Annotated in this window: 24 protein-coding genes and 2 riboswitches; of the genes, 9 read left to right on the forward strand and 15 right to left on the reverse strand. The window is 36.5% G+C overall.

The window, feature by feature from the left end:
• Window positions 1-109 precede the first annotated feature (109 nt).
• Window positions 110-1021 (forward strand): TetR/AcrR family transcriptional regulator, encoded by a 912-nt coding sequence (locus tag ACHZEU_RS12075; RefSeq protein WP_048391889.1) that lies wholly within the window; start codon window positions 110-112, stop codon window positions 1019-1021.
• A gap of 106 nt (window positions 1022-1127) precedes the next feature.
• Here the strand turns inward: ACHZEU_RS12075 and ACHZEU_RS12080 are convergent, their stop codons facing one another.
• Together ACHZEU_RS12080 and ACHZEU_RS12085 are read right to left on the reverse strand one after the other, a co-directional pair.
• Window positions 1128-2771: a sensor histidine kinase KdpD gene (locus ACHZEU_RS12080; protein ID WP_048391891.1), complete on the reverse strand. Its 1644-nt coding sequence runs from the start codon at window positions 2769-2771 to the stop codon at window positions 1128-1130.
• Complete coding sequence (locus ACHZEU_RS12085) at window positions 2768-3469, reverse strand: response regulator transcription factor (protein WP_404803447.1); 702 nt, start codon at window positions 3467-3469, stop codon at window positions 2768-2770. The genes ACHZEU_RS12080 and ACHZEU_RS12085 overlap by 4 nt, the downstream gene beginning before the upstream one ends.
• 103 nt (window positions 3470-3572) lie before the next feature.
• On the opposite strand from ACHZEU_RS12085, the gene ACHZEU_RS12090 reads away from it, so the two are divergent.
• The 3 genes from ACHZEU_RS12090 (at window position 3573) to ACHZEU_RS12100 (ending at window position 5895) form a co-directional block, all read left to right on the forward strand.
• On the forward strand, window positions 3573-4718 hold the full coding sequence (locus ACHZEU_RS12090) for a DUF418 domain-containing protein (RefSeq protein ID WP_048391895.1): 1146 nt from the start codon (window positions 3573-3575) through the stop codon (window positions 4716-4718).
• Between the two features lie 222 nt (window positions 4719-4940).
• A complete protein-coding gene (locus tag ACHZEU_RS12095; protein ID WP_369700611.1) occupies window positions 4941-5480 on the forward strand; it encodes an SLOG family protein in 540 nt (179 codons plus the stop codon).
• Between the two features lie 100 nt (window positions 5481-5580).
• Complete coding sequence (locus ACHZEU_RS12100; protein ID WP_054548695.1) at window positions 5581-5895, forward strand: hypothetical protein; 315 nt, start codon at window positions 5581-5583, stop codon at window positions 5893-5895.
• A gap of 47 nt (window positions 5896-5942) precedes the next feature.
• Here ACHZEU_RS12100 and ACHZEU_RS12105 read toward each other — a convergent pair whose 3' ends face one another.
• The 4 genes from ACHZEU_RS12105 to ACHZEU_RS12120 all read right to left on the reverse strand — a co-directional run bounded on the left by ACHZEU_RS12105 (window position 5943) and on the right by ACHZEU_RS12120 (window position 9972).
• Window positions 5943-7337: an L-cystine transporter gene (locus ACHZEU_RS12105; RefSeq protein WP_004227708.1), complete on the reverse strand. Its 1395-nt coding sequence runs from the start codon at window positions 7335-7337 to the stop codon at window positions 5943-5945.
• A gap of 295 nt (window positions 7338-7632) precedes the next feature.
• A complete protein-coding gene (locus ACHZEU_RS12110) occupies window positions 7633-8076 on the reverse strand; it encodes a hypothetical protein (protein ID WP_279493713.1) in 444 nt (147 codons plus the stop codon).
• Between the two features lie 86 nt (window positions 8077-8162).
• Window positions 8163-9113: a GGDEF domain-containing protein gene (locus ACHZEU_RS12115; protein ID WP_279493711.1), complete on the reverse strand. Its 951-nt coding sequence runs from the start codon at window positions 9111-9113 to the stop codon at window positions 8163-8165.
• Window positions 9091-9972: an EAL domain-containing protein gene (locus ACHZEU_RS12120; protein WP_279493710.1), complete on the reverse strand. Its 882-nt coding sequence runs from the start codon at window positions 9970-9972 to the stop codon at window positions 9091-9093. Before ACHZEU_RS12120 ends, ACHZEU_RS12115 begins: the two co-directional genes overlap by 23 nt.
• A 295-nt stretch (window positions 9973-10267) precedes the next feature.
• Between ACHZEU_RS12120 and ACHZEU_RS12125 the strand changes: the two genes are divergently transcribed.
• The 4 genes from ACHZEU_RS12125 to ACHZEU_RS12140 all read left to right on the forward strand — a co-directional run bounded on the left by ACHZEU_RS12125 (window position 10268) and on the right by ACHZEU_RS12140 (window position 14183).
• The gene (locus ACHZEU_RS12125) at window positions 10268-10453 is read left to right on the forward strand and encodes a hypothetical protein (RefSeq protein ID WP_009373346.1); all 186 of its coding nucleotides are present in this window, start codon (window positions 10268-10270) and stop codon (window positions 10451-10453) included.
• Window positions 10443-11861 (forward strand): amidase, encoded by a 1419-nt coding sequence (locus ACHZEU_RS12130; protein ID WP_279493709.1) that lies wholly within the window; start codon window positions 10443-10445, stop codon window positions 11859-11861. Before ACHZEU_RS12125 ends, ACHZEU_RS12130 begins: the two co-directional genes overlap by 11 nt.
• Before the next feature lie 161 nt (window positions 11862-12022).
• Window positions 12023-13183 carry a PucR family transcriptional regulator gene (locus ACHZEU_RS12135; protein ID WP_279493708.1) on the forward strand — a complete coding sequence of 387 codons (1161 nt, stop codon included), beginning with the start codon at window positions 12023-12025 and terminating at the stop codon, window positions 13181-13183.
• A 103-nt stretch (window positions 13184-13286) separates the two neighbouring features.
• Window positions 13287-14183, forward strand: coding sequence for a DMT family transporter (locus tag ACHZEU_RS12140; RefSeq protein WP_066038376.1), 897 nt, complete (start codon window positions 13287-13289; stop codon window positions 14181-14183).
• A 33-nt stretch (window positions 14184-14216) separates the two neighbouring features.
• Here ACHZEU_RS12140 and ACHZEU_RS12145 read toward each other — a convergent pair whose 3' ends face one another.
• On the reverse strand, window positions 14217-14786 hold the full coding sequence (locus ACHZEU_RS12145; protein ID WP_048391911.1) for a YitT family protein: 570 nt from the start codon (window positions 14784-14786) through the stop codon (window positions 14217-14219).
• 181 nt (window positions 14787-14967) lie between these two features.
• Here ACHZEU_RS12145 and ACHZEU_RS12150 point away from each other — a divergent pair, with 181 nt between their 5' ends.
• Window positions 14968-16254, forward strand: coding sequence for a DUF2252 domain-containing protein (locus ACHZEU_RS12150; RefSeq protein ID WP_279493704.1), 1287 nt, complete (start codon window positions 14968-14970; stop codon window positions 16252-16254).
• Window positions 16255-16297: 43 nt separating this feature from the next.
• Here ACHZEU_RS12150 and ACHZEU_RS12155 read toward each other — a convergent pair whose 3' ends face one another.
• The 8 genes from ACHZEU_RS12155 to ACHZEU_RS12190 all read right to left on the reverse strand — a co-directional run bounded on the left by ACHZEU_RS12155 (window position 16298) and on the right by ACHZEU_RS12190 (window position 24980).
• Complete coding sequence (locus ACHZEU_RS12155; RefSeq protein ID WP_048391915.1) at window positions 16298-16819, reverse strand: DUF2179 domain-containing protein; 522 nt, start codon at window positions 16817-16819, stop codon at window positions 16298-16300.
• 306 nt (window positions 16820-17125) lie between these two features.
• On the reverse strand, window positions 17126-18424 hold the full coding sequence (locus tag ACHZEU_RS12160; RefSeq protein ID WP_036075370.1) for a nucleobase:cation symporter-2 family protein: 1299 nt from the start codon (window positions 18422-18424) through the stop codon (window positions 17126-17128).
• Window positions 18424-19008, reverse strand: coding sequence for a xanthine phosphoribosyltransferase (locus tag ACHZEU_RS12165; RefSeq protein ID WP_404803448.1), 585 nt, complete (start codon window positions 19006-19008; stop codon window positions 18424-18426). The genes ACHZEU_RS12160 and ACHZEU_RS12165 overlap by 1 nt, the downstream gene beginning before the upstream one ends.
• Before the next feature lie 135 nt (window positions 19009-19143).
• A riboswitch (purine riboswitch) is annotated at window positions 19144-19245 on the reverse strand.
• A gap of 164 nt (window positions 19246-19409) precedes the next feature.
• Window positions 19410-21233 carry an APC family permease gene (locus ACHZEU_RS12170; protein ID WP_404803449.1) on the reverse strand — a complete coding sequence of 608 codons (1824 nt, stop codon included), beginning with the start codon at window positions 21231-21233 and terminating at the stop codon, window positions 19410-19412.
• A gap of 118 nt (window positions 21234-21351) precedes the next feature.
• Window positions 21352-21501, reverse strand: a riboswitch (cyclic di-AMP (ydaO/yuaA leader).
• Window positions 21502-21716: 215 nt separating this feature from the next.
• The gene (locus ACHZEU_RS12175; protein WP_048391919.1) at window positions 21717-22241 is read right to left on the reverse strand and encodes a PepSY domain-containing protein; all 525 of its coding nucleotides are present in this window, start codon (window positions 22239-22241) and stop codon (window positions 21717-21719) included.
• 90 nt (window positions 22242-22331) lie between these two features.
• A complete protein-coding gene (locus ACHZEU_RS12180; protein ID WP_048391920.1) occupies window positions 22332-23003 on the reverse strand; it encodes a PepSY domain-containing protein in 672 nt (223 codons plus the stop codon).
• A complete protein-coding gene (locus ACHZEU_RS12185) occupies window positions 23000-24295 on the reverse strand; it encodes an ATP-binding protein (protein WP_404803450.1) in 1296 nt (431 codons plus the stop codon). Before ACHZEU_RS12185 ends, ACHZEU_RS12180 begins: the two co-directional genes overlap by 4 nt.
• Complete coding sequence (locus tag ACHZEU_RS12190; RefSeq protein WP_048391922.1) at window positions 24285-24980, reverse strand: response regulator transcription factor; 696 nt, start codon at window positions 24978-24980, stop codon at window positions 24285-24287. The genes ACHZEU_RS12185 and ACHZEU_RS12190 overlap by 11 nt, the downstream gene beginning before the upstream one ends.
• Window positions 24981-25058: the final 78 nt, after the last annotated feature.

Consider the following 25058-nt stretch of genomic DNA (forward strand, 5'->3'; position numbering starts at 1 on the left):
ACTCGTAGTCTACTTTTTTCAACAAATAAGTTTATATTTTTTATAAACGTTGATATAAAAGCATTCCAAGTGTAGAATAAGAGTATAATATTATAAAAAAGGTGAGGTTATGAACAAAAGAAAAAGACAAATTATAACAGCAGCACGTGAACTTTTTATTGAAAAAGGCTTTCTAGATACATCAATTAATGACATCATCAATGCGGCTAAAATCTCTAAAGGTACATTTTATAATCATTTTACTTCGAAAAATGAATGCTTAATCGCCATCTTAGATGAAGGTCGCGAAGAAGCTAGTAATCGTCGCCATGAGCTCATTTATGGCAAAGACCCTACAGATTTAGAGGTATTGACGCAGCAAGTCGCTGTTCTCATGTATGTCAATCGTGAACATAATTTAGTACAGATATTCGAATCCATCTTCCAATCAAGAGATAAAGAACTAAAAAAAATTATTATTAATTACCATTTACAAGAACTAGAATGGCTCGCCAATCGTCTAGTACAAGTCTTTGGAGAAGAGATTAGCCCTATTAGCTATGAATGTGCTGTTCAAACACTTGGAATGATTAACCTCACTCTACGTGCTGTCTTTATTGCCGATTATAAATATATCAATCGAGAAGCTATTGTACGTGTAGCATTGCGCAATATTAGCGTAATTATACCCACTATGCTTGAGTCAAAAGAGATTATCGTAAGTGTTGAAATGATCAATACCATTCAAAATGTCGTGAACTATAAAACCGTTACAAAAGGAATGGTTATTGAACAACTACAAGGATTTACAAAGGGATTATCGAGTAACGAAACAATGGAAGGTTTGGAGTATGCACAATTCTTATTAGAAGAATTGCAGAAAGAAAAACCAAAGCTTTTTATCATCGAATCACTTCTTACACCTTTCCGTAAGGCTTTCGTCGGCACAGAACATATCGCAGAGGCCCGTGACATCGCCAATAACTTATGGCGTTACGTAAAAATTGAACAGCCCGCTGAACGATGTACGAAAAATAAATAAAAAAAGAGGTATCAAATGAACACTTTGATACCTCTTTACTCTGTTGAATGAAATTAAGTTCTATGACAGACCTTTGTACAGTCTTAAGAAAGCTCAGAGATTCACCTTAATGACATTGAAATTTTAGCACAAAGATTGTCCCATCCTTACCTGAACGGACACTAATTGTGCCATTGTGTAAATCAATGAGCTGCTTCGTTATGGCTAGTCCTAGCCCTGTTCCTGTTATATCGTCTGTTGTATTCGTACCTCGATAATAGCGTTCGAATAGATTATCGAGCTCCTCCTGTGGAATACCAGGTCCTTGATCAGCAATGGTAAGCATTACTTCTTTACCAGTATGTTGTGCTTCCACAATTACCTTCGTGCCTTCAGGGGTATATTTTTTCGCATTGGTAATTAAATTATCCATTATTCGCTTGAGTAAAAGCTCATCTGCTTGTAACAACACATCACCATACACCTTCACACACACCTGTTCGTCTGCAAATTGTGGTAGCCATGTTGCTAGCGGCAGTACCACTTTATCTAGCTGTATGGCTTTATTTTTTAATTGATACGTATACGTCAAATCCTGAATAAGTGCATCCATATAGGTTGCCTTTTCCTGCATGGTCTGTGCAAAAATACGCATCTCATCCTTTGTCCACTCATAATCCTCCGATGCCAGCATCGTTGAATAACCGTAAATTGAGCTTAACGGGGTCTTTAAATCATGCGATAAACCTGTTATCCACTCCTCCCGTAATTGCTCTGCATGCTTGATTTGCCTTTCATTTGAATCAAGTCGCTCTGATAAGTGATTGAGTGACTCTTCTACTGGTTGAAACAGTTTAAATTTTCTTTTCAACTTACCTGTCTTTTTATGATGGATTTTTTTGTCACTAATCTCACTGTAATCGAATTGGGTAAGTCGCTCAATGCGCGATATCACATAGACAAGTGGTCGCACGAATTGACGTGAAATACTAATAGATAAGAAAATAACGCCCAACAGCAAAATAATATGTCCCCCAAAGAAGATAGAAACAAACAGTACCATTGCCTTATTAAAAGGCTCTTCAAATGGCTTATACGATGGATTAGGCATTCTTACAACAAATGTCTTATCGTTGGCTAAGGCTGTACTTTGCTTCAGCTCCGCATGCTCGAAAATATCGTATTTTTCCTCTAGTAATTGTGGCTTATTTAGCTTCTCATAACGTTCGCCTATGACCTCAATTCGATTCCATTGCTCGTCATAAATTTCAACACTAGCTTTATTTTCTTTTAGACGTTGCTGTGTTACAGCTGAAATGTCCCCTGTCGCTGTCCAGTTTTCAAGCGCATCCTCAAAAAGTGGTTGCACAGGAGTAGTTGGAAGAAATAATAAGTAGTAATTCGGCAATTCCCATGTATGCATGCCTGGTTGCTGCAATGCCAATATTTCACTATCTGACTTTCCACATAGACCACATGTATCTCCTGTATAATCAACAATCGTCATGGTTGGATCAAATAAATAAAGCTGTCCAACATTTTCTTCAGCTCTCTTCACTAAATAATCAGCAATTTTAACTGTCTTCCCTTGCTCTACAACTGCATCATCTTCGATTTCAAAGGAGCTCATCACATGAATGTTGTCACCAACACGGTCATTGATAAAAATAGCAAAAAACACCAAACTCATAATAAAACCTGAAATGATCAATAGATAGAATATGATGAAATACGAAACAAAGCGGAGTGTTAATTTTCCAGCAGGCTTCATGAAGAAATGTCCCCAACAAGCTTATAGCCAATGCCTCTGACAGTAATAATGCATGTTGGCTTTCCAGGATTTTTTTCTATTTTTTCTCGCAGCTTTCTTATATGTACCATCACTGTATTATCATCAAATAAACAATCACCCCATACACGTTCGTATATTTGCTCTTTTGATAACACTTGCCCTGCATTGTCACATAAATATTTTAATAAATGAAACAAGCGACCACTGATTATTTCCTTTACACCGTCTACCTCAATTTCTGCTGCATCAATGTCAAATGTAAAACGGCTGCAAGTAAATATGTGATTTTCTGGTACACCTTTTTTCTTCATATAACGGACTAGCTGCACCTTTACTCGTGCTACAAGCTCTAAGGGGTTAAATGGTTTTGTAATATAATCATCTGCACCATTCATAAAACCACGAAGCTTATCTGCATCACTACTTTTTGCGGTTAAATAAAAAATAGGGACATCACTTTTTTCTCGAATACTATTCGCAATATACAGCCCACTTCCATCTGGTAGCATGATATCTAATAGATAAAAATCAAATGTTTTAGTATTCATTTCATCTGTTGCTTCTTGAATTGTATTACATAAGGTAATATTGTTAATTCCTTCTTTTCTTAAAATGATTTCAATCATTTCAGCAATGGCACGTTCATCCTCTAACACTAAAATTGATGCTTCCTGCATTTCCTCACCTACTTTTAAGATTACTTTAAGGTAGTCATTATTTCACCATAAGCTTCCCTATTTATTATATGTATAAGATAACCAATTAAGGAGATAAAACGCAATGACAACTAATCGTGTTACTTTCATTGATACAATGCGTGGATTTAGTTTATTTGGCATCTTAATGGCAAATTTGCTAATCTTCCAATTCGGGATGTATGGCAAAGATGAATTAAAAAATCTTTCTACCTTAGATAACGGGGCTTTATATTTTGTAAAAGTTGTGATTGAAGGCTCGTTTATGCCCATCTTCACTATTTTATTCGGCTTCTCACTTATTAAATTAATTGAATCCATCCGCAGAAAAAAGAATAAAAGCCGTTGGTCTATTTTACGTCGTGCAACAGGATTAATTGCCCTTGGCTTATTACATTCTATTTTATTGTGGGAAGGCGATATTCTATTTTCTTATGGCTGTATGATGTTATTTTTAATCCCATTTATTAATCGTAAACCAAAAACTTTATTTATTTGGGCTGGTATCCTATTTGTACTAACTACGGCGTTAACATACGGCTCTATGGAAACGTCTAAAAAAGAACAAAAAGAGATAGACACATACATCGAGCAAGCGGATGATGTTTACGCTAACGGCAGCTACTTAGAAATTTTTGATTTTAGAGCTAATGCCGAAGTACCAGGAATGGATGATTCTTCATTTATTTTCATTATATTAATTTTTGCACCTATGTTCTACGCACCACTATTCCTGTTTGGGATGGCACTTGCTAAGAAGCAAGCCTTCGTGGAGATGAATAAGGAAATGAAATGGTATAAGCTTGGTGCTCTCCTTGTACCTATAGGACTCGTATGTAAAAGTGTAAGTTTTATAGAAAGTAAAAGTGCATTTTCTTCTATTTTATTAATGGGCGGCTCCCAGTTATTAGCGATTGGCTATGTTTGCCTCGCAGCATACATTTATAACACCCGTCCAGTTCAACTACTGGCTCCTGCATTTGAGAGCGTTGGCAAACTATCACTAACCAATTATTTACTACAAACCATCATTTGTACAACTGTTTTTTATGGCTATGGCCTTGGCTTATATGGCAAATTAGGGGTCTTTGGCGGAATCCTTTTCGGAATCGTTGTTTATAGCCTGCAATGTGTTTTCAGCCTTGCCTATTTAAAGAAATTTAAACGTGGTCCATTTGAAACAATTTTACGAATATGGACAAATTGGTCTTGGACTGGTCAAGTAAAATAAAACCTCTCAAACAAGCAAATTAGAAAGGAATATTTTTTATGAATAGTGACACAAAAGAAGACTTTACAGACTCATGGTGGTTTTTAGGCATTTGTGCAGCTGTAGCAGTAATTTTAACACTATTTGCCTTTTCATAGACAATATCGATTTCATTTGCCTCCTTGCTGTATACTAGTATTACAACTATACAGCTTAGGAGGTATTTTGTTGTTACAGCGTATTATGATTACTGGCTATAAACCACATGAGCTTGGTATCTTTAATGATAAACATCCTGGTATTGTCATCATAAAGAAAGCACTGGAAGCTCATCTACGTACACTGCTTGATGAAGGACTCGAATGGGTTATTATCAGCGGTCAGCAGGGCGTAGAAACTTGGAGTGCTGAAGTTGTTTTAATGTTAAAAAAAGAATTCCCACTTTTAAAATACGCCGTGATCACACCTTTTTTAGAGCAAGAGAAAAATTGGCAAGATCATAAAAAAGAAAAGTATCAAGCATTAATTGCCCAAGCTGATTTTGTCACAAGCGTGACCAAAAAACCCTATGAAGCTCCTTGGCAATTTATTGAGAAGGACAAATTTATTATCCAAAATACAGATGGACTTTTATTAATTTATGATGAAGAAAATGAGGGTTCACCCAAATATATCAAACGGCTTGCAGAAAAATATATGGAGTCCCATGATTATAATCTTTTAACAGTAACTGCCTATGACTTACAATTAATAGCTGAAGAAATTCAACAGCAAAACTGGTAGAAAAATATTGATATAATTTTCTGACAATTATATACTAGAAGTAATAAAAGCTGATTGTTCTTATGGTTTTTACCTATAATTTGAAAGGAGCTGTCATCATTTGAATAAACATATTGAAATGATTCTTGAAGCTTCTCCCGTAAATGTGTCACATGATACGTATCGTAGAGAATGTCGGTATACACGGGGAATTCATATTGAAGAACAAGAATTTATTGCTATTTTAAATACAATGAGTCATGATTCACGCTTATATTTTGATTTCCATAATCCACGTAAAGAGATTAAAAAGGGAACCTATTTGAATGGACACTCCGGTTTAGCCTACAATATTTATGAGTACTATAAACAAAATTATAATATTGAGATATCCGAATTAATCAACGGTAAAGATTTTTATGTAAAAATCGTATAAAGCTGAAGCCCCGTTAAAGTTAAAACTTTAACGGGGCTTTTTTGATCTTATAGGTCTGCTACTTGAGCACCTAATTCTTTATTATTATACATTTCTGTATCTAATTCTTTAGTAATACGCGCTGTTGTAACACCAGCAGTCATTGAACCACTTACATTTAACGCTGTACGACCCATATCAATTAAAGGCTCAACAGAGATTAATACACCTGCTAGAGCAATTGGTAAATCAAGTGCTGATAATACAAGGATAGCTGCAAATGTTGCACCACCACCAACACCAGCTACGCCAAATGAGCTAACTGCTACTACTGCAATAACTGTAATAATGAACACAGGGTCAAGTGGATTAATGCCGACTGTTGGTGCAATCATAATGGCTAACATCGCAGGATATACACCTGCACAACCATTTTGACCGATTGATAATCCGAATGAGCCTGAGAAGTTTGCAATCCCCTCAGATACTCCAAGACGACCTGTTTGCGTTTTAATATTCATCGGTAAAGTACCAGCACTAGAACGTGATGTAAAGGCGAATAATAATGTTTCTGCCGATTTTTTCAAATACGTAAATGGATTTAAACCACTTAATGTAATGATTAATAAGTGTACGATTAAAACAATAAATAGAGCTACATAAGAAGCAATAACAAACTTACCTAAATTATAGATAGCTCCAAAATCAGATGTTGCTACCGTACGAGCCATAATCGCTAGAATTCCATATGGCGTTAAGCGTAATACAATTGTTACAACACCCATTACAAGGGCATAGATGGCATCCAAGCCTTTTTTAATTGTAGCTGCTGTTCCCTCATCCTTACGTGCCACACGTAAATAAGCAAAACCAAGGAATGCTGAGAAAATTACAACCGCAATCGTTGAAGTAGAACGAGCACCCGTTAAATCAAGGAACGGATTTGCTGGGAATAACTCAATAATTTGTGTTGGTAAATCAGGAGCTGCTAAGCCCGTTGTTTTTTCTTCAAGGTATTGACCACGTGCAGTTTCTGCGTCACCTTGTAAAATTTGTGTTGCATCTAAATCAAAGACTGTTGCAGAAAGAATACCTACAGCTGCCGAAACGGCTGTTGTACCGATTAAAATGGCTAAAATAAGTGCTGCCATTTTTCCGAAATTTTTACCAATCTTCATTTTAGTAAATGCAATTAAAATGGAGATAAATACTAATGGCATTGCTACCATTTGGAGCAGTTTCACATACCCAGTACCGATAATATTGTACCAAGATGTTGTTTTGGCTAATACTTCAGAATCGAGACCATAAATAAAATGAAGTCCAAGACCAAGTACAATCCCTAAGCCTAAACCGGCAAAAACACGATTAGAAAACTTAACGTGCTTTTTATTCATAACATATAAAATTCCAACGAACACAAGTAACACTGCTACGTTAAGAATGATTTGTAAATTCGACAATGGAATGCCTCCTAAGATGTTTTATAATAATGTAATCGAATTATATACCCATAATCCCTATAATTCAAGTATGTTTTATTAAGATTAATAAATTCCTATAACAAAATGCTTTCTTGCTAAGGATTATACCCCGAAAAATGGCGTAACAATCATCCTCTGGCAAAGGATTAATCATGGAAAAGCTCATAAAAAATGTTTGTAAATGTATAGCTAGTTTAATCAATGCCACTACATTTGGTGACAAATGAGTAACTGCCCCTATACTGTTAGTTTTTAACAGTGCAGGGGCAGCCTTTTAAGCATTATTTCTAATTACAAATCTTGGTTCGTAGTCACTAATGATGTCAAACACACCGTCATTATAGCAGTAGATATGATGTTCTACGGTAGGAATTTCTTTGCTTCCAATCCACGGGAGTTGATCAAACCATTCTATATAATCTGAATTGCTCATTTTATAAAACCATTCTGCTGAAGAATTTTTAGATTGTTCTTGGGTCGTGGCTTCAGTGACCATGTCTACTAAATCAGATCGTGGGATTTCTCCAGTATAGCGAAAAGACCAAACATAATCGTGAATAGGAGACATCTTATCATAGATAATATCAACTTCTGTATTGTTTCGATCTATTAATGTTAAGCAGAGCCCTCGATCTGTATAATTCAATGTGGCATTAACGATTTGGGCTCTTTCTAAGCAAGTGACGGGTTGCCAAATGTGCAGTCTTCTTGAATCCATCTAAACCTCCTGTAACCAAAATATATCAATTTTATTTAAATTTTCATATATTTTACATATCAGTTCCACAAATCTAACATAGTTTGCTAATGAACAAAATAATTTTGTTGTTTATTAATGAGGTAACAACTACCAGCTACTTTTTTACACTGCTTTTTTACATGTGTTACCGCATTGGATAATTGTTCCACAGAGTCAAAATACTGATATTCATTCGTAATAACGGCAATAGATAAAGATGTGCATGTTAAAGGTTCCAGTTCGCCAGATCTATTAGCCACCTGAACATATGCTAGATCCTCTAACTCGTAAAAACTAAGTATGTTGGCATCAAAGTCATCAATAATTTTTTGACACATCTTTTCTACCTCGTAATAAGGTAGAATGGCTACAAAATCATCTCCTCCAATATGTCCTAAAAAATCCTCTACGCCGCAGATATGTCTTTTTAGTATTTCTGTTAAATACCGTAAAATTTTATCGCCTTTATTAAAGCCATATGTGTCATTGTAGGATTTAAAGTGATCTAAATCAAAATAGATTAAACTATATTGCGAGAGCTGTAATGCTTCTTCTAATTTTTCATCGATTAATTTATTGCCTGGAAGACTACTTAATGGATTCAGGAAACTTGCAATGGCTACTTGTGTATCAACGAGCTTTAACAATAACTCTCGAATACTAACCATGCCATAATAAAGATTGTTTTTCGTGACGATGACATCATCATATAAATCCTCTGGAGGTCTAGCCATAGCTAATGTACTGACCTCTGTGATTGGTGCATTACGATCAACGATTAAAGGATTTGTCTTTATCATCAGCTGATTTTGACGTTCCATTAATAAATGATAGCCATATCGAGTACCGATTTTTTGATAGAAATGTGTGCGTGTAATATGTCCAATTGGTTTTTCATCACGCACAACAACAACGCTACGCAACGATGGATTACTTGTAAAAAGTACATCTACTTCTTTGTTTTTCACAAATTCATCAATACATGGAACTTTCTCAATGACTTCCCCTATCTTCATGGTCACCCACCCTTATTTTCCCCATATATATTTCCTTTGCAGGCTTTCCTATCGCATATCCCTGTGCATAATGAATGCCAATACGATGGAGATAATCAAGCTCTTCTTGTCTTTCAATCCCTTCAGCGATGATTTTAGTATTGGCTTGTTCAGCATATTTCATTAACAATGTGACGAGCTGCTGTTGTTCACTATTTTGGTCTATGAATTGAATTAATGAACGGTCTAGCTTAATAAATTCCGGCTTTAAATAGATGAGCGTTTTTAAACTATTATAACCTGATCCTACATCATCTACGGCAATGCGATAGCCCTGTGATCGATAATGCGATAATACACGTTCAAACTCCACAAAATCTATTACTGCACTTCGCTCAGTTAGTTCAAAAACCACTTGCTGAGGTTTGATTCCAAGCTCCTTCAATAATTGTAGTGTTTCGCCACTGTGATATTTTTTATCTAATAAAACATTCGGATGTATATTAAGGAACACTAAAAAGTTTTTATTCACCAAGTCTTTGTGTAAACGTTCCTTGAAACGTTTCAAGGAAAGATTTCTACAAAAACATTCAAATAAAAAAACGCAATCTGTTTGTCCTACAAACTCGTAAAACTGGTCCACACTGGTAAATAATGTTGAGGGTAATGGTCGATTTAAGGCTTCAAATCCTATTGTTTGCTGTGACTGTAAATCTACAATAGGTTGAAAGTATGTATGTAAATCGTTATGTTGAATAATTTGTTTCAATGCCTTTAAACGTTTCATATATAACGAACTACTTTGATGCTGACCATATAAATATTTAAAAAAAGAAAATATATTACTTGTTTTTATACTTTGTCCCACTACAGACTCCATTCCTGCACCTCTTCAATTGGTTATTATGGTTCATTGTACGCTTTGATTGTAAACAGACTGTGAATCGAATGTAAAAAGAGCAAGTTCCAGCAATAGGTTTTAACAAAACTCTTTTCTAGTTAATATTTCGTAATATTAAAACTATTACAAATAATTTATTTGATATAAAATGTTATTAGTGTATGATTGTAATAATAGGTTTATATTACCTATTATATTTTTTTGTGTTTTTACTGTATTGGTCTTAATAGGGAAACCTATTTAGATAAAAATTATTCAAGGGAGGATCCTGTTAATGAGCTTGTCTATTCAACAATTATTGGAGAACAAAGGAATTACACCGAAACCTGAACACCTTGAACTATTAAAAACACGCTGGGAAGGTATGCAGTCACTTCGCAGCAATTTAGAAGGTATTGCGATCGATGATGCAGACATCGCCGTACGTAGTATTCCTGGAGGTGATCACATTGACAACTGATTTACATTTAAAATCTGTTGAAGAGTTGGCACCTTTACTTGCATCAAAGTCGCTATCTCCCGTGGAATTAACGAAAGCTATTTTAGATTTTGCTGAGGAAAGTCAGCCTAAAATTAATTCCTATATGGCTTTTTATCGGGAAGAAGCCTTAGCAAGGGCAAAAGAAGTTGAACAGGAGATTCTCCAAGGTCATTATAAGGGTATGTATCATGGGATACCTATGGCCTTAAAGGACAACTTGTATTTTAAAGATAAAATAACAACGATGTCCTCAAAAATTCATAAGGACTTCGTTTCTGATTATGATGCGACAGTGGTTGAAAAGCTACGTGATGCTGGTGTTATTTTCACTGGGAAATTAAGTATGCATGAATATGCATGGGGAATTACCAATAACAACCCTCATTACGGCCCTGTTCGTAACCCATGGGACTTAGATAAAATTCCTGGTGGTTCAAGTGGAGGCTCTGGTGCGGCTGTTGCAGCTGGAGCAAGTGTTGCTTCACTAGGGACAGATACAGCGGGCTCTATTCGAATTCCCTCTTCTGCTTGCGGCATTGTAGGTTTAAAACCTACACACGGTCGTGTAAGTAAATACGGCTGCTACCCGCTAGCATGGAGCTTAGACCACATTGGTCCGATGACAAAGACAGTTAAGGATGCAGCGGGCTTGCTCGAAGTCATTGCTGGTTTTGATCATCGAGACCCTACTTGCGTGAATGTTCCAGTAGACAACTATGAGAAGCAGCTTACTGGTAATATCAAAGATCTAGTGATTGGTATCAATGAAGAATATTTCTTTAATAATGTTGATGCTGATGTAGAGAAGGCTGTTAGAGCAAGTATTCAAAGCTTAGTGGATTCAGGCGCTAAAGTAGAAGTGGTGCGTATTCCTTCCCTACAATATGCAGAATGGGCAGAGCTTGTGACGTCTCTTTCAGAGGCAGCAGCTATACACCATTCAGATTTACAAAAGAGACCACAAGATTTTGGTGACGATATTCGTCTGCTATTTGAGCTTGGTGAATTGCCTTCTGCAGTCGATTACTTGCAGGCTCAGCAGGTACGTCGTCAAATAAAGCAGGAGTTTACAGAGATTTTTAATAAGGTAGATGTGCTCATTTCCCCTACCCTACCTGTTGTAGCTAGTACAATTGGGGATGATTTTGCAGAGTTAAACGGTAAAAAGGTAGATTTAATTGATAATATTATCCGCTTTACAGGCCCTAGTAACTTAACAGGCTTACCTGCCCTCTCGGTTCCTTGTGGCTTTAAAGGAAACTTACCAATAGGTCTACAAATTATTGGCCCAGCCTTTAAAGAAGGACGCATTTTAAATGTAGGCTATGCTGTTGAGCAAGCAAATCCACAGAGAAATAGAAAACCAAATATTTTTGCTAATATCTAAACGATAAGCACTAGAAATCTGCTCACTTCACGGTATACCACTGAATGAGCAGATTTTTTTGTGGGGGAAACCTGCTAGCATTCATACTAATGGTTTTTTATGAACAAGTAATTTTATAATAGAAACTAGAAGCTTACTACAGGAAAGGCAATGATCCACTCATGAATGTAGAGAAATTTTTACAACTACCTATTACCAAAGACTTCACTGTTATAGCGGGTCACAACGGCTTAAATAAAGCTGTTCAAAATGTAGAAATATTAGACTTTGAATTTTCACCTGACATCCACCATGTCAGAGATACTATCTTTACACCAAACAGTGTTGTGTTAAGTAGTTTATTATTTGCTAAGCAAAAGCCTGAGTATTTATTCAATGCTGTTAAAAATCTAATTGAGCTTGGGGCTAGTGCTTTAGCTTATAAGCCTGTTATTTTTAAGGAATTACCTGAAGAAGTTTTGTCGTATGCAGAGCAGCATAATTTCCCTATATTGCGCTTTGGTGGAGATGAGTTTTTTGAAAAAATCATTTTAGAAACGATGGCTTATGCTAAGACACAGGATTATTCCTATTTTATAGAAACGATTTTACGAAGGTTAGTGGAGGAAGATGTAACACAGGAGCAAATCAAATCCATTTTACAACAGCTCAATAAGCCCTTTGAAAAATATGTATTTATAGCAAATTTACGAGCTGGTGACACAATCCATCCGAACTGGATGCAGCCCTTTTACTCGTTGGAGCCACTATTAAAATCGGGTATGATTTGTTCTTATAAAAAAAGTCTATTTATCATCATGACACATCCATCTCAGCAATTCCAATTTGAAAGGGTTTTACATGAATGGCTAGCATTATATGCCATACCCACTGATACAATCACTTTCGGCTATAGCAGTTGTAATGATACCCAAACTGGATTCCCAATGGCATTACGCGAAGCTTTTTTTGCCAATATTTTCACTGAAATCGATATGCTCCCTAGCTGTCATTATAAGAATCTCGCGTCTGATTGTTTATTAATCGAGTTATACCGTAAAGATGCAACATTCGCTATGGACTATGTTAGCTCCTTTTTAGCCCCTCTACTTGATGATAAGGCTGATCCAGACTTAATGGAGACCGCCATAACTTATATCATTAAAAAAGGAAATATTAAGGAAGTTGCTGTAGCACAATTCTGTCATCCAAATACAATTCGCTATCGTATGGCTAAAATACGTCAGCTAGTAGCACCCATAGATAATGATTATGTTTTTTATGAACGCCTAGCTACAGCCGTTAAATTGTACTTATTACATAGCAAAATGACCAGTGACTAATCGCTTTGGAATAAGTACAAAAAAACGCCTGAATATTTAGAAATAAAATCAAATTCTTTTCTTCTCTCTTATGCTATTCTATTGAAGTTAGGAGGAAGAACACATGAAAACTTACATAGCTGATGGCATGTTATTAGTTACTGCAATCGTGTGGGGTAGTGGATTTGTTGTAACGGCCATTGCTCTAGAATATTTAACAGCATATCAAGTAATGGCTGGTAGATTTTTATTAGCTTCAATCATATTAACCGTTTTATTTGGCGCCCGCTTAAAAAAGGCTTCGAGATCAGTAATTTGGAAGGGAGCTTTATTAGGTACGATTTTGTATATAGCGTTTGCCCTTCAAACAGTCGGACTGCAATATACAACACCCTCTAAAAATGCCTTTTTAACCGCAGTTAATGTCATTATTGTTCCTTTAATAGCATATGCCGTTTATAAACGGCGTATCGATGGCTACGAAATCATTGGTTCGATAATGGCAATTGTGGGCATTGGCTTTTTATCATTACAAGGCTCATTGACAATGAATATAGGTGATGCCCTATCATTAGCTTGTGCTGTTGCTTTTGCCTTTGATATCTTTTGTACAAACCTTTTTGTTCAAAAAGAAGATGCCATTGCTCTAACTATTATTCAGTTTCTCACAGCATCCTTTATAGGTGTTCTCGTTGTCATTAGTCAAGGTGAAATTCCTACGTCGCTTGAAAAAGAGGCAATTTACTCGCTTGTTTATTTAGGGATTTTTTCTACGACAATAGCTTATCTTTTCCAGAATGTGGCCAATCAATATACAACTGCCACAAAGGCTGCGATTATACTATCAACGGAATCTTTTTTCGGCATGGTTTTATCCGTTATCTTCTTGCATGAAATGCTAACAAGCCGTATGGTCGTTGGTGCCGTCCTTATTTTACTAGCTATACTAATTGCCGAAGTGAAACCCGCACATCCAAAAAAGAAGCTAATGAAAGCACTCGATAATCAGACCCCCAAATAGTTTCAGTTTATACTGGAACTTTTTTTATGTTTATTAAACTCGACTAGTAATAATGCTTGTCGTAATCCCCACAACTAGCACTGTAATTATAGATAATAGCAAGGTCGAGGTTGATAGGAGAAAGCCACCTATAACAATCACGATGGAATCAATAAAAAATATTAATATCCCAACATTGATACCCGTTTTATCACAGATAAATTGTGCTATCAAGTCAGTCCCCCCTGTGCTTGTCTGAAATCGCAGCATTAGACCAATACCAAAGCCTACAAGTATTCCTCCAAGAATGGCACTATAGAGCGCATCAATTTGCACAAGATTGCGGACAGGCTTTAAAAAATCGATAATGAAGGAAGACGTTAGTAAGCCATGTATACTATTGTAAAAATAGGTTTTATATTTAAACCACGCAATAATAAAAATTGGAATACTAATAATAATAATCATTAAACCAATTTGGAGCTTATATAAATAATGTAATATTAGCGCTAACCCTACTACTCCCCCATCTAAAATTTCATAGGGCGTTAAAAATAAGTTTATTCCTAACGACAATGAAATACTTCCTATTATAATGACTAGACTTTTTGTAAAGAAATACATACAACCCCCCTCCGTGTCTATGCATGTCTTATAGTATGAAAATAGGTTATTGAACATGTTATGAAATAACCCTAGATGATTAGCCATTTTTATCGAGTGCATTTGCTAAATTTCTTCGAAACTTATTCAATTTATTTCCGTATATACAGATAAATTTTAAATTAACAAAGGGGATTATGATATGGAGCATGCATTATTGGAACAAGTTAAACATACTAGAACTTTTTTAAGACAAGAACAATTGGAAACAATCTTTGAAGAGTTTGATGGTCAACGAATGCGCTTAACAGAGGTACAGCGCTTGGAGAAATACCGTAAAATGCTTGAAAGTCCTTTTCGCTTTTTCCGTGGAAGTGCCTATCTCTTTTATTTTGATATGACAAAATCCGCTTCAATCTTCCATACTCCTGATAGAAAACCGACTTGGATTCAAGGTGACATGCATATGGATAACTTCGGTGCTTTTCAAAATGAAGCTGGCTCCATTGTTTTTGATGTCAATGATTTCGATGAGGGCTATGTCGGTTCATATTTATACGATATTATTCGTATGAGTATTAGTATTGCACTTTATTTAGAAGAACAAGGCTTACATAAGACAACACAAGAAACGGCTATTCAACATTTTCTTAATAGTTATATCAATCAACTAAAACGATTTGAGCGTAAACAGGATGATCCTCTAACACTCATTTTCACAAAGAACAATACCAAGGGACCCGCAAAGAGGTTATTGAAAAAGCTTGAGAAACGCCAACGATCCCATTTTTTACAGGATATCACGTATCTCAATGAAGACGGCGAGCGCGCTTTCTTATGGAATGAAGAAATGCAACCAGTCACTGCTGAGGAATACAGTGCCATTTCAAATGCACTTTCTACATATAAAATTAGGGACATAGCTTATAAGTATGGCTCTGGTACAGCTTCAATCGGTTTAAAACGTTACTATATTTTAGTGGAAGATGAAAAGGGTGCATCAGGGGTTGAAAATTTAGTGTTAGAAATGAAAGAAGTACGCACAGCCATTCCTGCCTACTTTCTTCCCTATCAGGATCTATTTTGGGCTCATTATGAGCACCAAGGAGCACGAGTAGTTGGAACTCAAAAAGCCATGCACCACTTAGAGGATCCACATTTAGCCTTTATTACAATGAATGGTCAGGAATTTTATATTCGAGAACGTTCTCCTTATAAAAAGAAGATTAAGCCTAAAAACTATCAGGATGTAGAGGATTACTTTACAACAACATCACTTATGGGGAAAATTGCCGCTAAAATACATGCACGAGCTGACATCGATTATTCTCATGTTTTTACCTATCACAGCGAGGAGGAGATTTTAAAAGCAATCGGTAAAGAACGGAATGTATTTATAGAACATACAATTTTACAAGCAATGAGTTACAAAGAAACCGTCTATACAGATTATGACTTATTCAAAAACTGGGTTGAAACAAAAATGTAAAAAGGGACCTTCGCTTTTAGCGAAGGTCCTCTCATATTGAATATTATTTTTGCTTGGCCTTCATACGAGCAAGTAAAAAGCCGCCCTTAAATGATTTAGGCTCATACGAGATAATAAACGCATTCGGCTCAAATTGCTCTACTATTTGAAAGAGCTCTCCTTCACGATTCCTCTTCGTTAAGATCTCATATTTATAGCGGTTACTATCTCGCCCTTCTCCTATATAAATCGTGACTGCAAACCCTTCGTGGCGAAGAAATTTCACAAGCTCTTCATTCTTATTTTGAGTATTAATGGTTGTATAAACATAGCCTATCGCTAGCTTTCGTTCTATTTTTGCTCCTAAAAATATACCTAATCCAAACCCAACTGCATAGACAACCATAGATAACATACTTTGCTTCCCACTGAAAACGAGTGAAAGGCCAAATACATACACCAACATCTCCAGCATACCAAATATCGCTGCAAGGAATGTGATATTCTTTACCAAAAATATTGTTCGTAATGTTAAAAAAGGTACATATACTAATTGTAGGATTAAAATTAAAACAATACTTTGCATTTGTGCTAGACCTTTCTGAGAGTAGTTTTATATAAGTATATGTTGAAAGAGAGAGTTACATGCGATTTCAACAACTCTATTTTAAATTCCCTTTTAGTCTAATGTTAAACATTCCTTATGACAGTCTAAAGTTATTTTAACGGAACAAATTTTAACTAAAATCATAATCTATAGTTTAAAACATACAATCCATAACAACAAAAAAGTGACACCTCCTCAAATCTAAATCAATAGATAAAAGTAGGTATCACTTTCTTTTCATCAAAATATGTAAAATATTTAGATGAATGTTATTTAATTATCTTTTTATACTTCCCCGTGCATCGGGTCTTTTTTATGCTTAGGCCCAATCATGTTGAATAAAATATTTAGGATAATCGCTGTGACTGAACCACAAACAATACCATTTGACGTTAAGATTGAAACGCTTGTTGGCAGTGCATCAAAAATGCCAGGAACAACGGATACACCGACACCTAAACTTACTGCAATCGCTGCAATCATTGCGTTTTCCGCTGATTCATTCATAACAGGTACAAGCATTCCCATACCTTGTGTAATCACCATACCGAACATCGCAAGCATTGCCGCACCTAGTACAGACGTTGGAATAATTGTTGTTAATGCTGCGATTTTTGGTAGGAAGCCTAATGCTACAAGTAGACCACCTGTGATGTAAATGACTTTACGGTCCTTAACGCCTGACATACGAGTTAGTCCCACGTTTTGTGAGAATGTTGTGTATGGGAAGGCATTGAAAATACCACCGATTACTGAAGCTAGACCTTCTGAACGGTAGCCACGAGCCAAATCTTTTGAATCTAATTTTTTATTACAAATATCACTTAGCGCAAAATAGACACCAGATGATTCTACTAAAGATACCATTGCTACAAGTGTCATGGTAATAATCGCCGTTACATCAAATGTTGGCATGCCAAAGTAGAAAGGTTGTACCATGTGAAATACATTAGCATCTGCAACTGGGGTGAAATCCACCTTGTCCATGAAAGCACCTAAAACAGTACCTACTACTAATCCTATTAAAATTGAAATAGCACGAACAAAGCCCGTAGAAAAGCGATAAACGACTAAAATGATAACCAATGTAATAAAGGCTAAAGCTACATTAGAAGCAGAGGCAAAATCCTCAGCACCTTGTCCACCTGCCATATTGTTTAATGCTACTGGTAATAAGGAAATACCGATAATTGAAACAACTGACCCTGTTACGACTGGTGGGAAGAATTTCACAAGCTTGCCGAAGAAGCCCGCAATTATCATTACAATTACACCAGAGGCAATAATAGAACCATAAATGTCCGTAATACCCTGCTCTGGGTTTGTACCAATCGCAATAATTGGACTTACCGCTGTGAATGTACAGCCAAGTACTACAGGTAAGCCAATACCAATGAATTTACCTGAATAAACCTGTAAAAGTGTAGCGATCCCGCACATCATAATATCAATCGCTACTAAATACGTCATTTGTGTTGAATCGAAGCCAATTGCCCCACCGATAATCAGTGGCACTAAGATGGCTCCAGCATACATTGCAAGTAAATGTTGAATCGCTAGCGCAGTCGATTTAAAGGTATTCATTACGCGCGAGCCTCCGTAGCAAATGTTACTTTGCCATCTTCAAGAGAATCTACTATTGCTAATGACTCAACGCGAACACCTTGCTCACGCAATAGTTTTCCGCCATCTTGGAAGCCCTTTTCAATAACAATTCCAACTCCTACAACATTCGCACCCGCTTGTGCAGCAATATCAAGTAAGCCTTTGACAGCCTCACCATTGGCTAAGAAATCATCTACAATTAAAATATTGTCATCTTCGCTTAAGAAATTACGTGAGACAGAGATCTCATTTGTTTCATTTTTTGTGAATGAATGTACCTTTGAAGAATAAAGGTTATCTGAAAGAGTTAATGATTTACGTTTACGAGCAAATACGACAGGCGCGCCAATTTCTAAGCCTAACATCACGGATGGGGCAATACCTGAAGATTCTATTGTTAAAATCTTTGTAATCACTTGATCAGAAAAACGATTTGCAAATTCATGACCAATTTCCTTCATTAGCATCGGATCAATTTGATGGTTTAAAAATRAATHAACTTTTAATACGGAKGAARATAATACTTTACCCTCTKSCATAATWTWKWCWTGTAATAACTTCATTTCTTTCATATCCTTCTTTCGTAAAAAATTATAAAAAAACGCTGAATACTTTGATTCCATTCTGCTACGAGTGGAGCAAAGCATTCAGCGCAAAAACGTCGAAATGAATAGAAAACATCATTAAAATTGAAGTTCTCTAAAAGCATTGCTACCCATAGTCGATTCATTTACGGTAAATCGGTAGAAACTTGCGAGCCCTATTCTCGCTATTATATGAGTGGATTTGTATGAAACTATCAGAATAAHCAATTTAWCACTTTATTCGGTAAGGGCTACTATCTCTCACCAAAAAAAGTTTGATTTTTCGGAATTTAATGGTATTCTGGAACTTTTTAATTGTAAACGTTCGTGTTTTCAATCAACGTACTGATTATAACAGACTATTTTCTAGCTTGCTAGCATTATTTTGATAAATGGAACGGTACTGTCATAATGACGACATTTCTGTGAAATAACAGTGATGTACGAATGAGAAGACTCGATTGGTTGTGTAGCATATGATGCCACCCTTTTTTCGGTAAGAATTGAGRKATAACAAMTKTAACWTTATGAYCTKTCTTCGTACATTGATGTTCTANTTTATCAATAAATTTAATTAATGGCTGTGTAATGCTGCGATATGGTGAATAGTAGGTAACTAATCGTACATCAGGTTGCCAGGCGTTCCACTTCTCTTCAAAAGCTTTTGCATCTGCTTGATCGAAAGCTACGTAAAAGGCTATCACTTTATCAACCTTAAGTGATTTGGCATAATGTAGGGAGTTTTCAACCACCTTTGTTATACCAGCTACTGGCACAATGAAAACATTCCCCTCAATAGTAGCCAGTTCCTCATGATTTAATCTTAACTGTTCTCCAACAGCTTGATAATGTTGCTTAATGCGATGGAATACAAAAATAATAATTGGTAAAAAGATAAACACTGGCCATACTTGAGGCATTTTTGTCACAAAAAACATCATTGCCACGATGAAAGAGATAGCAGCTCCAATTGTATTGATTGTAAATCTTGCTACCCAGCCTTTAGGTTTTTCGCGCCACCATTTTCTCATCATTCCCGTTTGCGCTAATGTAAAGGGAATAAATACGCCTACTGCATAGAGCGGAATTAAATGCTCTGTGGCCCCGTCAAAAAGTATAATTAAAAAAATGGCTGCAATACCTAGCATTAAAATACCATTTGAATAGCCAAGACGGTCCCCACGAATTTGGAAGATTCGTGGGATAAAACCATCCTTCGATAAATTTACAGCAAGCAAGGGAAATGCTGAATATCCTGTGTTTGCGGCAAGTACTAAAATCATTGCCGTTGTGCCCTGTACAATATAATAAAGAAAATTCCGACCAACACTAGCTTCTGCTAGTTGGGAAACGACTGTTGCTTCTGCTGTTGGTGCAACGCCATAAAAATAAGCTAGACTAACAATCCCGATGAATAAAACGGCTAAAATGGCACCCATTGCTAAAAGCGTTTTAGCAGCATTATTTGGAGCAGGATTTCTAAAATTAGGTATGGCGTTAGAAATAGCCTCTACTCCTGTTAACGCTGAGCTTCCTGAAGCAAATGYCTDTHDTAAAATAAATAGGCTAAHCCCTGCCACTGGTGTGCCAATCTTTGGATGTAGCTCTGCAGGCACCTGTCCAGTTGCCACATTATAGAGCCCAATCCCGATTAGCAACAGCATAACGCCTACAAATAGATAAACTGGGTACGCCAAGATAGAGGCTGACTCTGTTACACCTCGCAAGTTTAAAATCGTTAAGAAAATCACAAATATAATAGCAATGGGTACATTATAAGCATGAAGACTTGGAAATGCAGATGTAATGGCATCTGTCCCGGCCGACACACTTACTGCTACCGTTAAAATATAATCAACAAGCAAAGAACCCCCAGCAACAAGACCTGCATTCACGCCTAAATTTTCTCGAGATACGACATAGGCGCCTCCCCCATGTGGATAGGCGAAGATAACTTGACGATAGGATAAAATCAGTGCCACGAGTAGAATAACCACTCCAGCGGCAATAGGTAAAGAATACCAAAACGCCATTGTACCTACCGTCATCAGGACAATTAAAATTTGTTCTGGTCCATAGGCTACTGACGACAACGCATCGGACGATAATATGGCCAATGCCTTTGTTTTACTTAGCTTTTGTTCCCCTAACGCATCGGATCTTAATGGTTTGCCGATTACATAACGTTTGAATGAGGATTTCATTGATAAACACCTTCTAGTTTCATAGAATGTGTTTCGCCTTTCTAAATAACATCAAAAAACGTCTACAAGTCATCACTAAATAAGACTTGTAGACGCTCATCCGTCTGCCAAGCTCCACTTTTCTGCTCTTAACGCTTACGAGGTTAGCTGTCGGATTCGGGCCTGAGTAGCCCTACTCCTCCACAAGGAAGAGATTCACCCCAAGAATGGCTATGCCATCCATCAAAATTGGTTCCCCCGCGTTTAGTTGCTTCAGCGATTTAGAAATTTGAAACTTTTATAATGATGTCATATTACGCCTGCTAATTGAAAAAGTAAAGAAGAAAATTTTTCTCTTTTTTTGAGTAAAAGCATAGGCTTTTTTTGAACATATAAATAATCGCTTCTTAAAGAAAATTTCCTGAATACCTAGTAAATACCCACAATATAAACAATAAAAACTGCCTTAAAGGTATATTCTACCTTCAAGACAGCTCAATTATATTAGTCATCAAAGCCTTGTTCAAAGTCGATAATGTTCCCAGAGACTGCATCCACTTCTACTTCGTATTCATATTGACCGTCTTTCAGTTCAATTTCATATACACCATCATCAAGCTTAATTTTTGTCACTTTACCCTTTGCTTTTGTTTGGGCTGTCTTGATAGCCTGCTCTTTTGTAATTATTTTTGTTGTAGCAGTCGTAGCAGGAATATGATCATCCCAATCATCGTCATCTAGACGTTCCTTTTTCTGCTTGAGCAATTTTCCACTATAAGCATCAAATTTTAAATCATATTCTTCTGTATCTGTATACACCTCTACTTCATAAATAGAGCTAAACTGATTTTGGTCAAACTCGATATTGGCAACTGTACCATCCACTACCGCTAGAGCTTTCTTCTCAATTTCCTGCATGGATAAGACCTTTTTTTCTTGGGCATTTCCTGATAATAAAGTCGTCGAGCCAATCGCTGCACCCACTCCCAGTGTAATTACTAGTGCTGGAATCATGATCATTTTTTTCATGTTCATCTCTCCTTTGTTTTATCTAAACTTAGCTTACCAAGTGAAGATGATAGAACTATAAGAGAAACATTAGAATTTCATGAGAATGATTTAATGATCGTCATCCCATGTTACAGACAGTACTTTTCCTGAAACAGCATGAATTTGAAATGTAGCTTCGTCCTCCTGCGTTTCAATCTCAACTAAATAGTAACCACCCTCTGGGGTTTCTTCAAAATCAACTGAATCCACTTCACCCTTTAATTGCTTAAGAGCTATTTGAATGGCCTGTTGCTCAGTAATAATAGGCTCTTCGATAGGTTGTTCTTGTGGCTCAACCTTTTTCTCAGCCAGTAGTTCGCCAGTATAACCATCAAACGTTAAATCCTTTTGAATTTCCTCATTTTCAACACGTACAGTGTAAATGGAGTCTGTAAGCATAACGCTTTCTATATCTCCATATTCCTTTTTAACCATTTGTCTGATCTGCTTTTCTGTTAAAAGTAATTTACTATGTCCTTCTTTCAGGATTAGATCAGTCACCTGTTGTGTCGTAACATCGAGTATAGCTGCATACTTGACATCGTCACGCGTAAAAAGCATTTCAAAGGTATTTCCTTGTTTTTCAACCTGTGTAACATGACCATTGTAGATAGTCTCAATATGCCGAATAGCCTGCGCTTCACTAAGAGGTTGAACGTAAAAATAACGATGTTGAACAAACCAAATTACTCCACTACAAAGAAGGATAATAACAACAATTACTAACATCCACTTTTTCATTGCTGTCCCTCCTTTGGTATACATAAAGTAAAGCTTGAGCCTTCCCCTAGCTTACTTTTCACATCTATCGTTATACCTAATCGTTGTGCCAGTTCATGTGCAATTGCTAGCCCTAGCCCTGAACCACCTGTTTTACGATTACGATCCTCTGTTACACGATAGAAACGCTCAAACAAATGAGGAATATGCTCGACTGGAATACCAATACCAAAATCTTGGATGGTAATACGTACATGGTTGGTTGTTTCAGTGGCTTGAATACGTACTTCATCCTCACTATATTTCCTAGCATTATCCAGCAAAATAAAAAGTAGTTGCTTCAATATTTTTTCATCACTATAAATAAATTTTGGTATCTGCGCATCAATTCTAAATGTTCGATGATAAGCCTGTTCCATTTGTGAAGCTACTTTATTTAAGAAAGGGGCAAGCTCTAGTTGTTCGAAATGAACGTCCAATAGCTCTTTGTTTTTAGCTAGCTCTAGCAATTGYMACACCATTTCATGCATACGAGATGATTCATTGKCAATGGCCTGTAAGGATTCCTGAGNAACCTCACGATTATCAAAACCCCTTCTTAGGAGTAGTTTTKCATAACTTTCAATGACAGTTATAGGAGTTTTTAACTCGTGAGAGGCATTTGATACAAATTCTTGTTGCTTTTGATAATGTTGTTCAAGCTTCTCCATCATTATATTAAAAGTGCGGTTAATGTTTATTAACTCGTCCCCACCTTTTTCTGTAGTATCTATTTTTTCATATTTCCCAGTAGATGCACTTTTGCGCATGGTCTCATTTAAACGTTCTAGCGGTAATAAAATAAGTCGCCCAAGTACCAAGCTCGCTAGGAAAATTGGAATCGTTGCAACGACAGATACAACAACTAAGATGACCTTTAACAAATCTAATGTCCGTTCTACTTCTTCCATAGATTGCTGTAATGTTATGTCCACTACCGTTCCGTCGATCCAAATAGCAGGCATAGTGTAGGTAATGGCAGGGACTTCTTGCATTTCAAGGGTAGCTTGAACCTTTGTTTTCAAGCGTTCACCATCATAAATATAAACAGCACCATCCGTTGGCATATAAGCTCTTAATACTTGCTGTAGGTTGGTTTGTGCATTTAACTGACTCAGTGTAGAGCTTAAATCATTTGCCCGTGACTGGAGCTGATTATATTCCGTATCATAGGCAAATTTCTCATACAACAAATAAATTCCACTATTTGTTGCCACTATAATAACTAGCATAAGTAATGTTGTTAGTAGATGAATTTTTGTTTTAAGTCTCATAACTATGTTCCTTTAGCACATATCCAACACCGCGAATTGTTTGGATAAGAGGTGCTGGATTAGCAGCCTCAAGCTTTTGCCGTACATAACGTATATAAACATCCACAACATTTGTATCCCCATAATAATCATAGCCCCACACAGCCTCTAATATTTGCTCCCTTGTCAGTACTTGTTTAGGATGCTTTAGTAAATAGAACAACAAATCATACTCACGGGGTGTCAGCTGAATTTCCTTATCAAAATACACAACTTCCCTTGTTTGCTCGTTTATCGATAAATGGCCAAATGTAAGTGCAACTTGCTTTGGATTTACCTTCTGCGAAAACCGTAGTGCATTGCGAATTCGTGCCAGTAGCTCCTCAATTTCAAAAGGCTTTGTCACGTAATCATTGGCTCCTAAATCCAAGCCCTTTACCTTATCCTCTACTTCACTTTTAGCAGTTAGCATGATAACAGGTGTTTGGGATTCTGTTGCACGAATACGCTTTAGCACATCAATACCGCTCATCTCAGGTAGCATGATATCAAGTAAAATTAAATCCCATTGCTGCTCACGGTATTGTAGTAAGCCTTCTGCTCCTGTATGAGCCATTGCTGCCTCATATCCTTCAAATTGAAGCTCCAGTTGTAGCACTCTCGCAATATTCTCTTCATCTTCTATAATTAAAATTCGATGTGTCATGTCGAATCCGTCCTTCGCCTTTTCTTTTCATCGTATACGATACAAGTGGTGAAAGTCTAATTAGAAAATGATGAGAAA

It is taken from the genome of Lysinibacillus sp. S1 (assembly GCF_044986265.1).
Taxonomy (GTDB): Bacteria; Bacillota; Bacilli; order Bacillales_A; family Planococcaceae; genus Lysinibacillus; species Lysinibacillus capsici.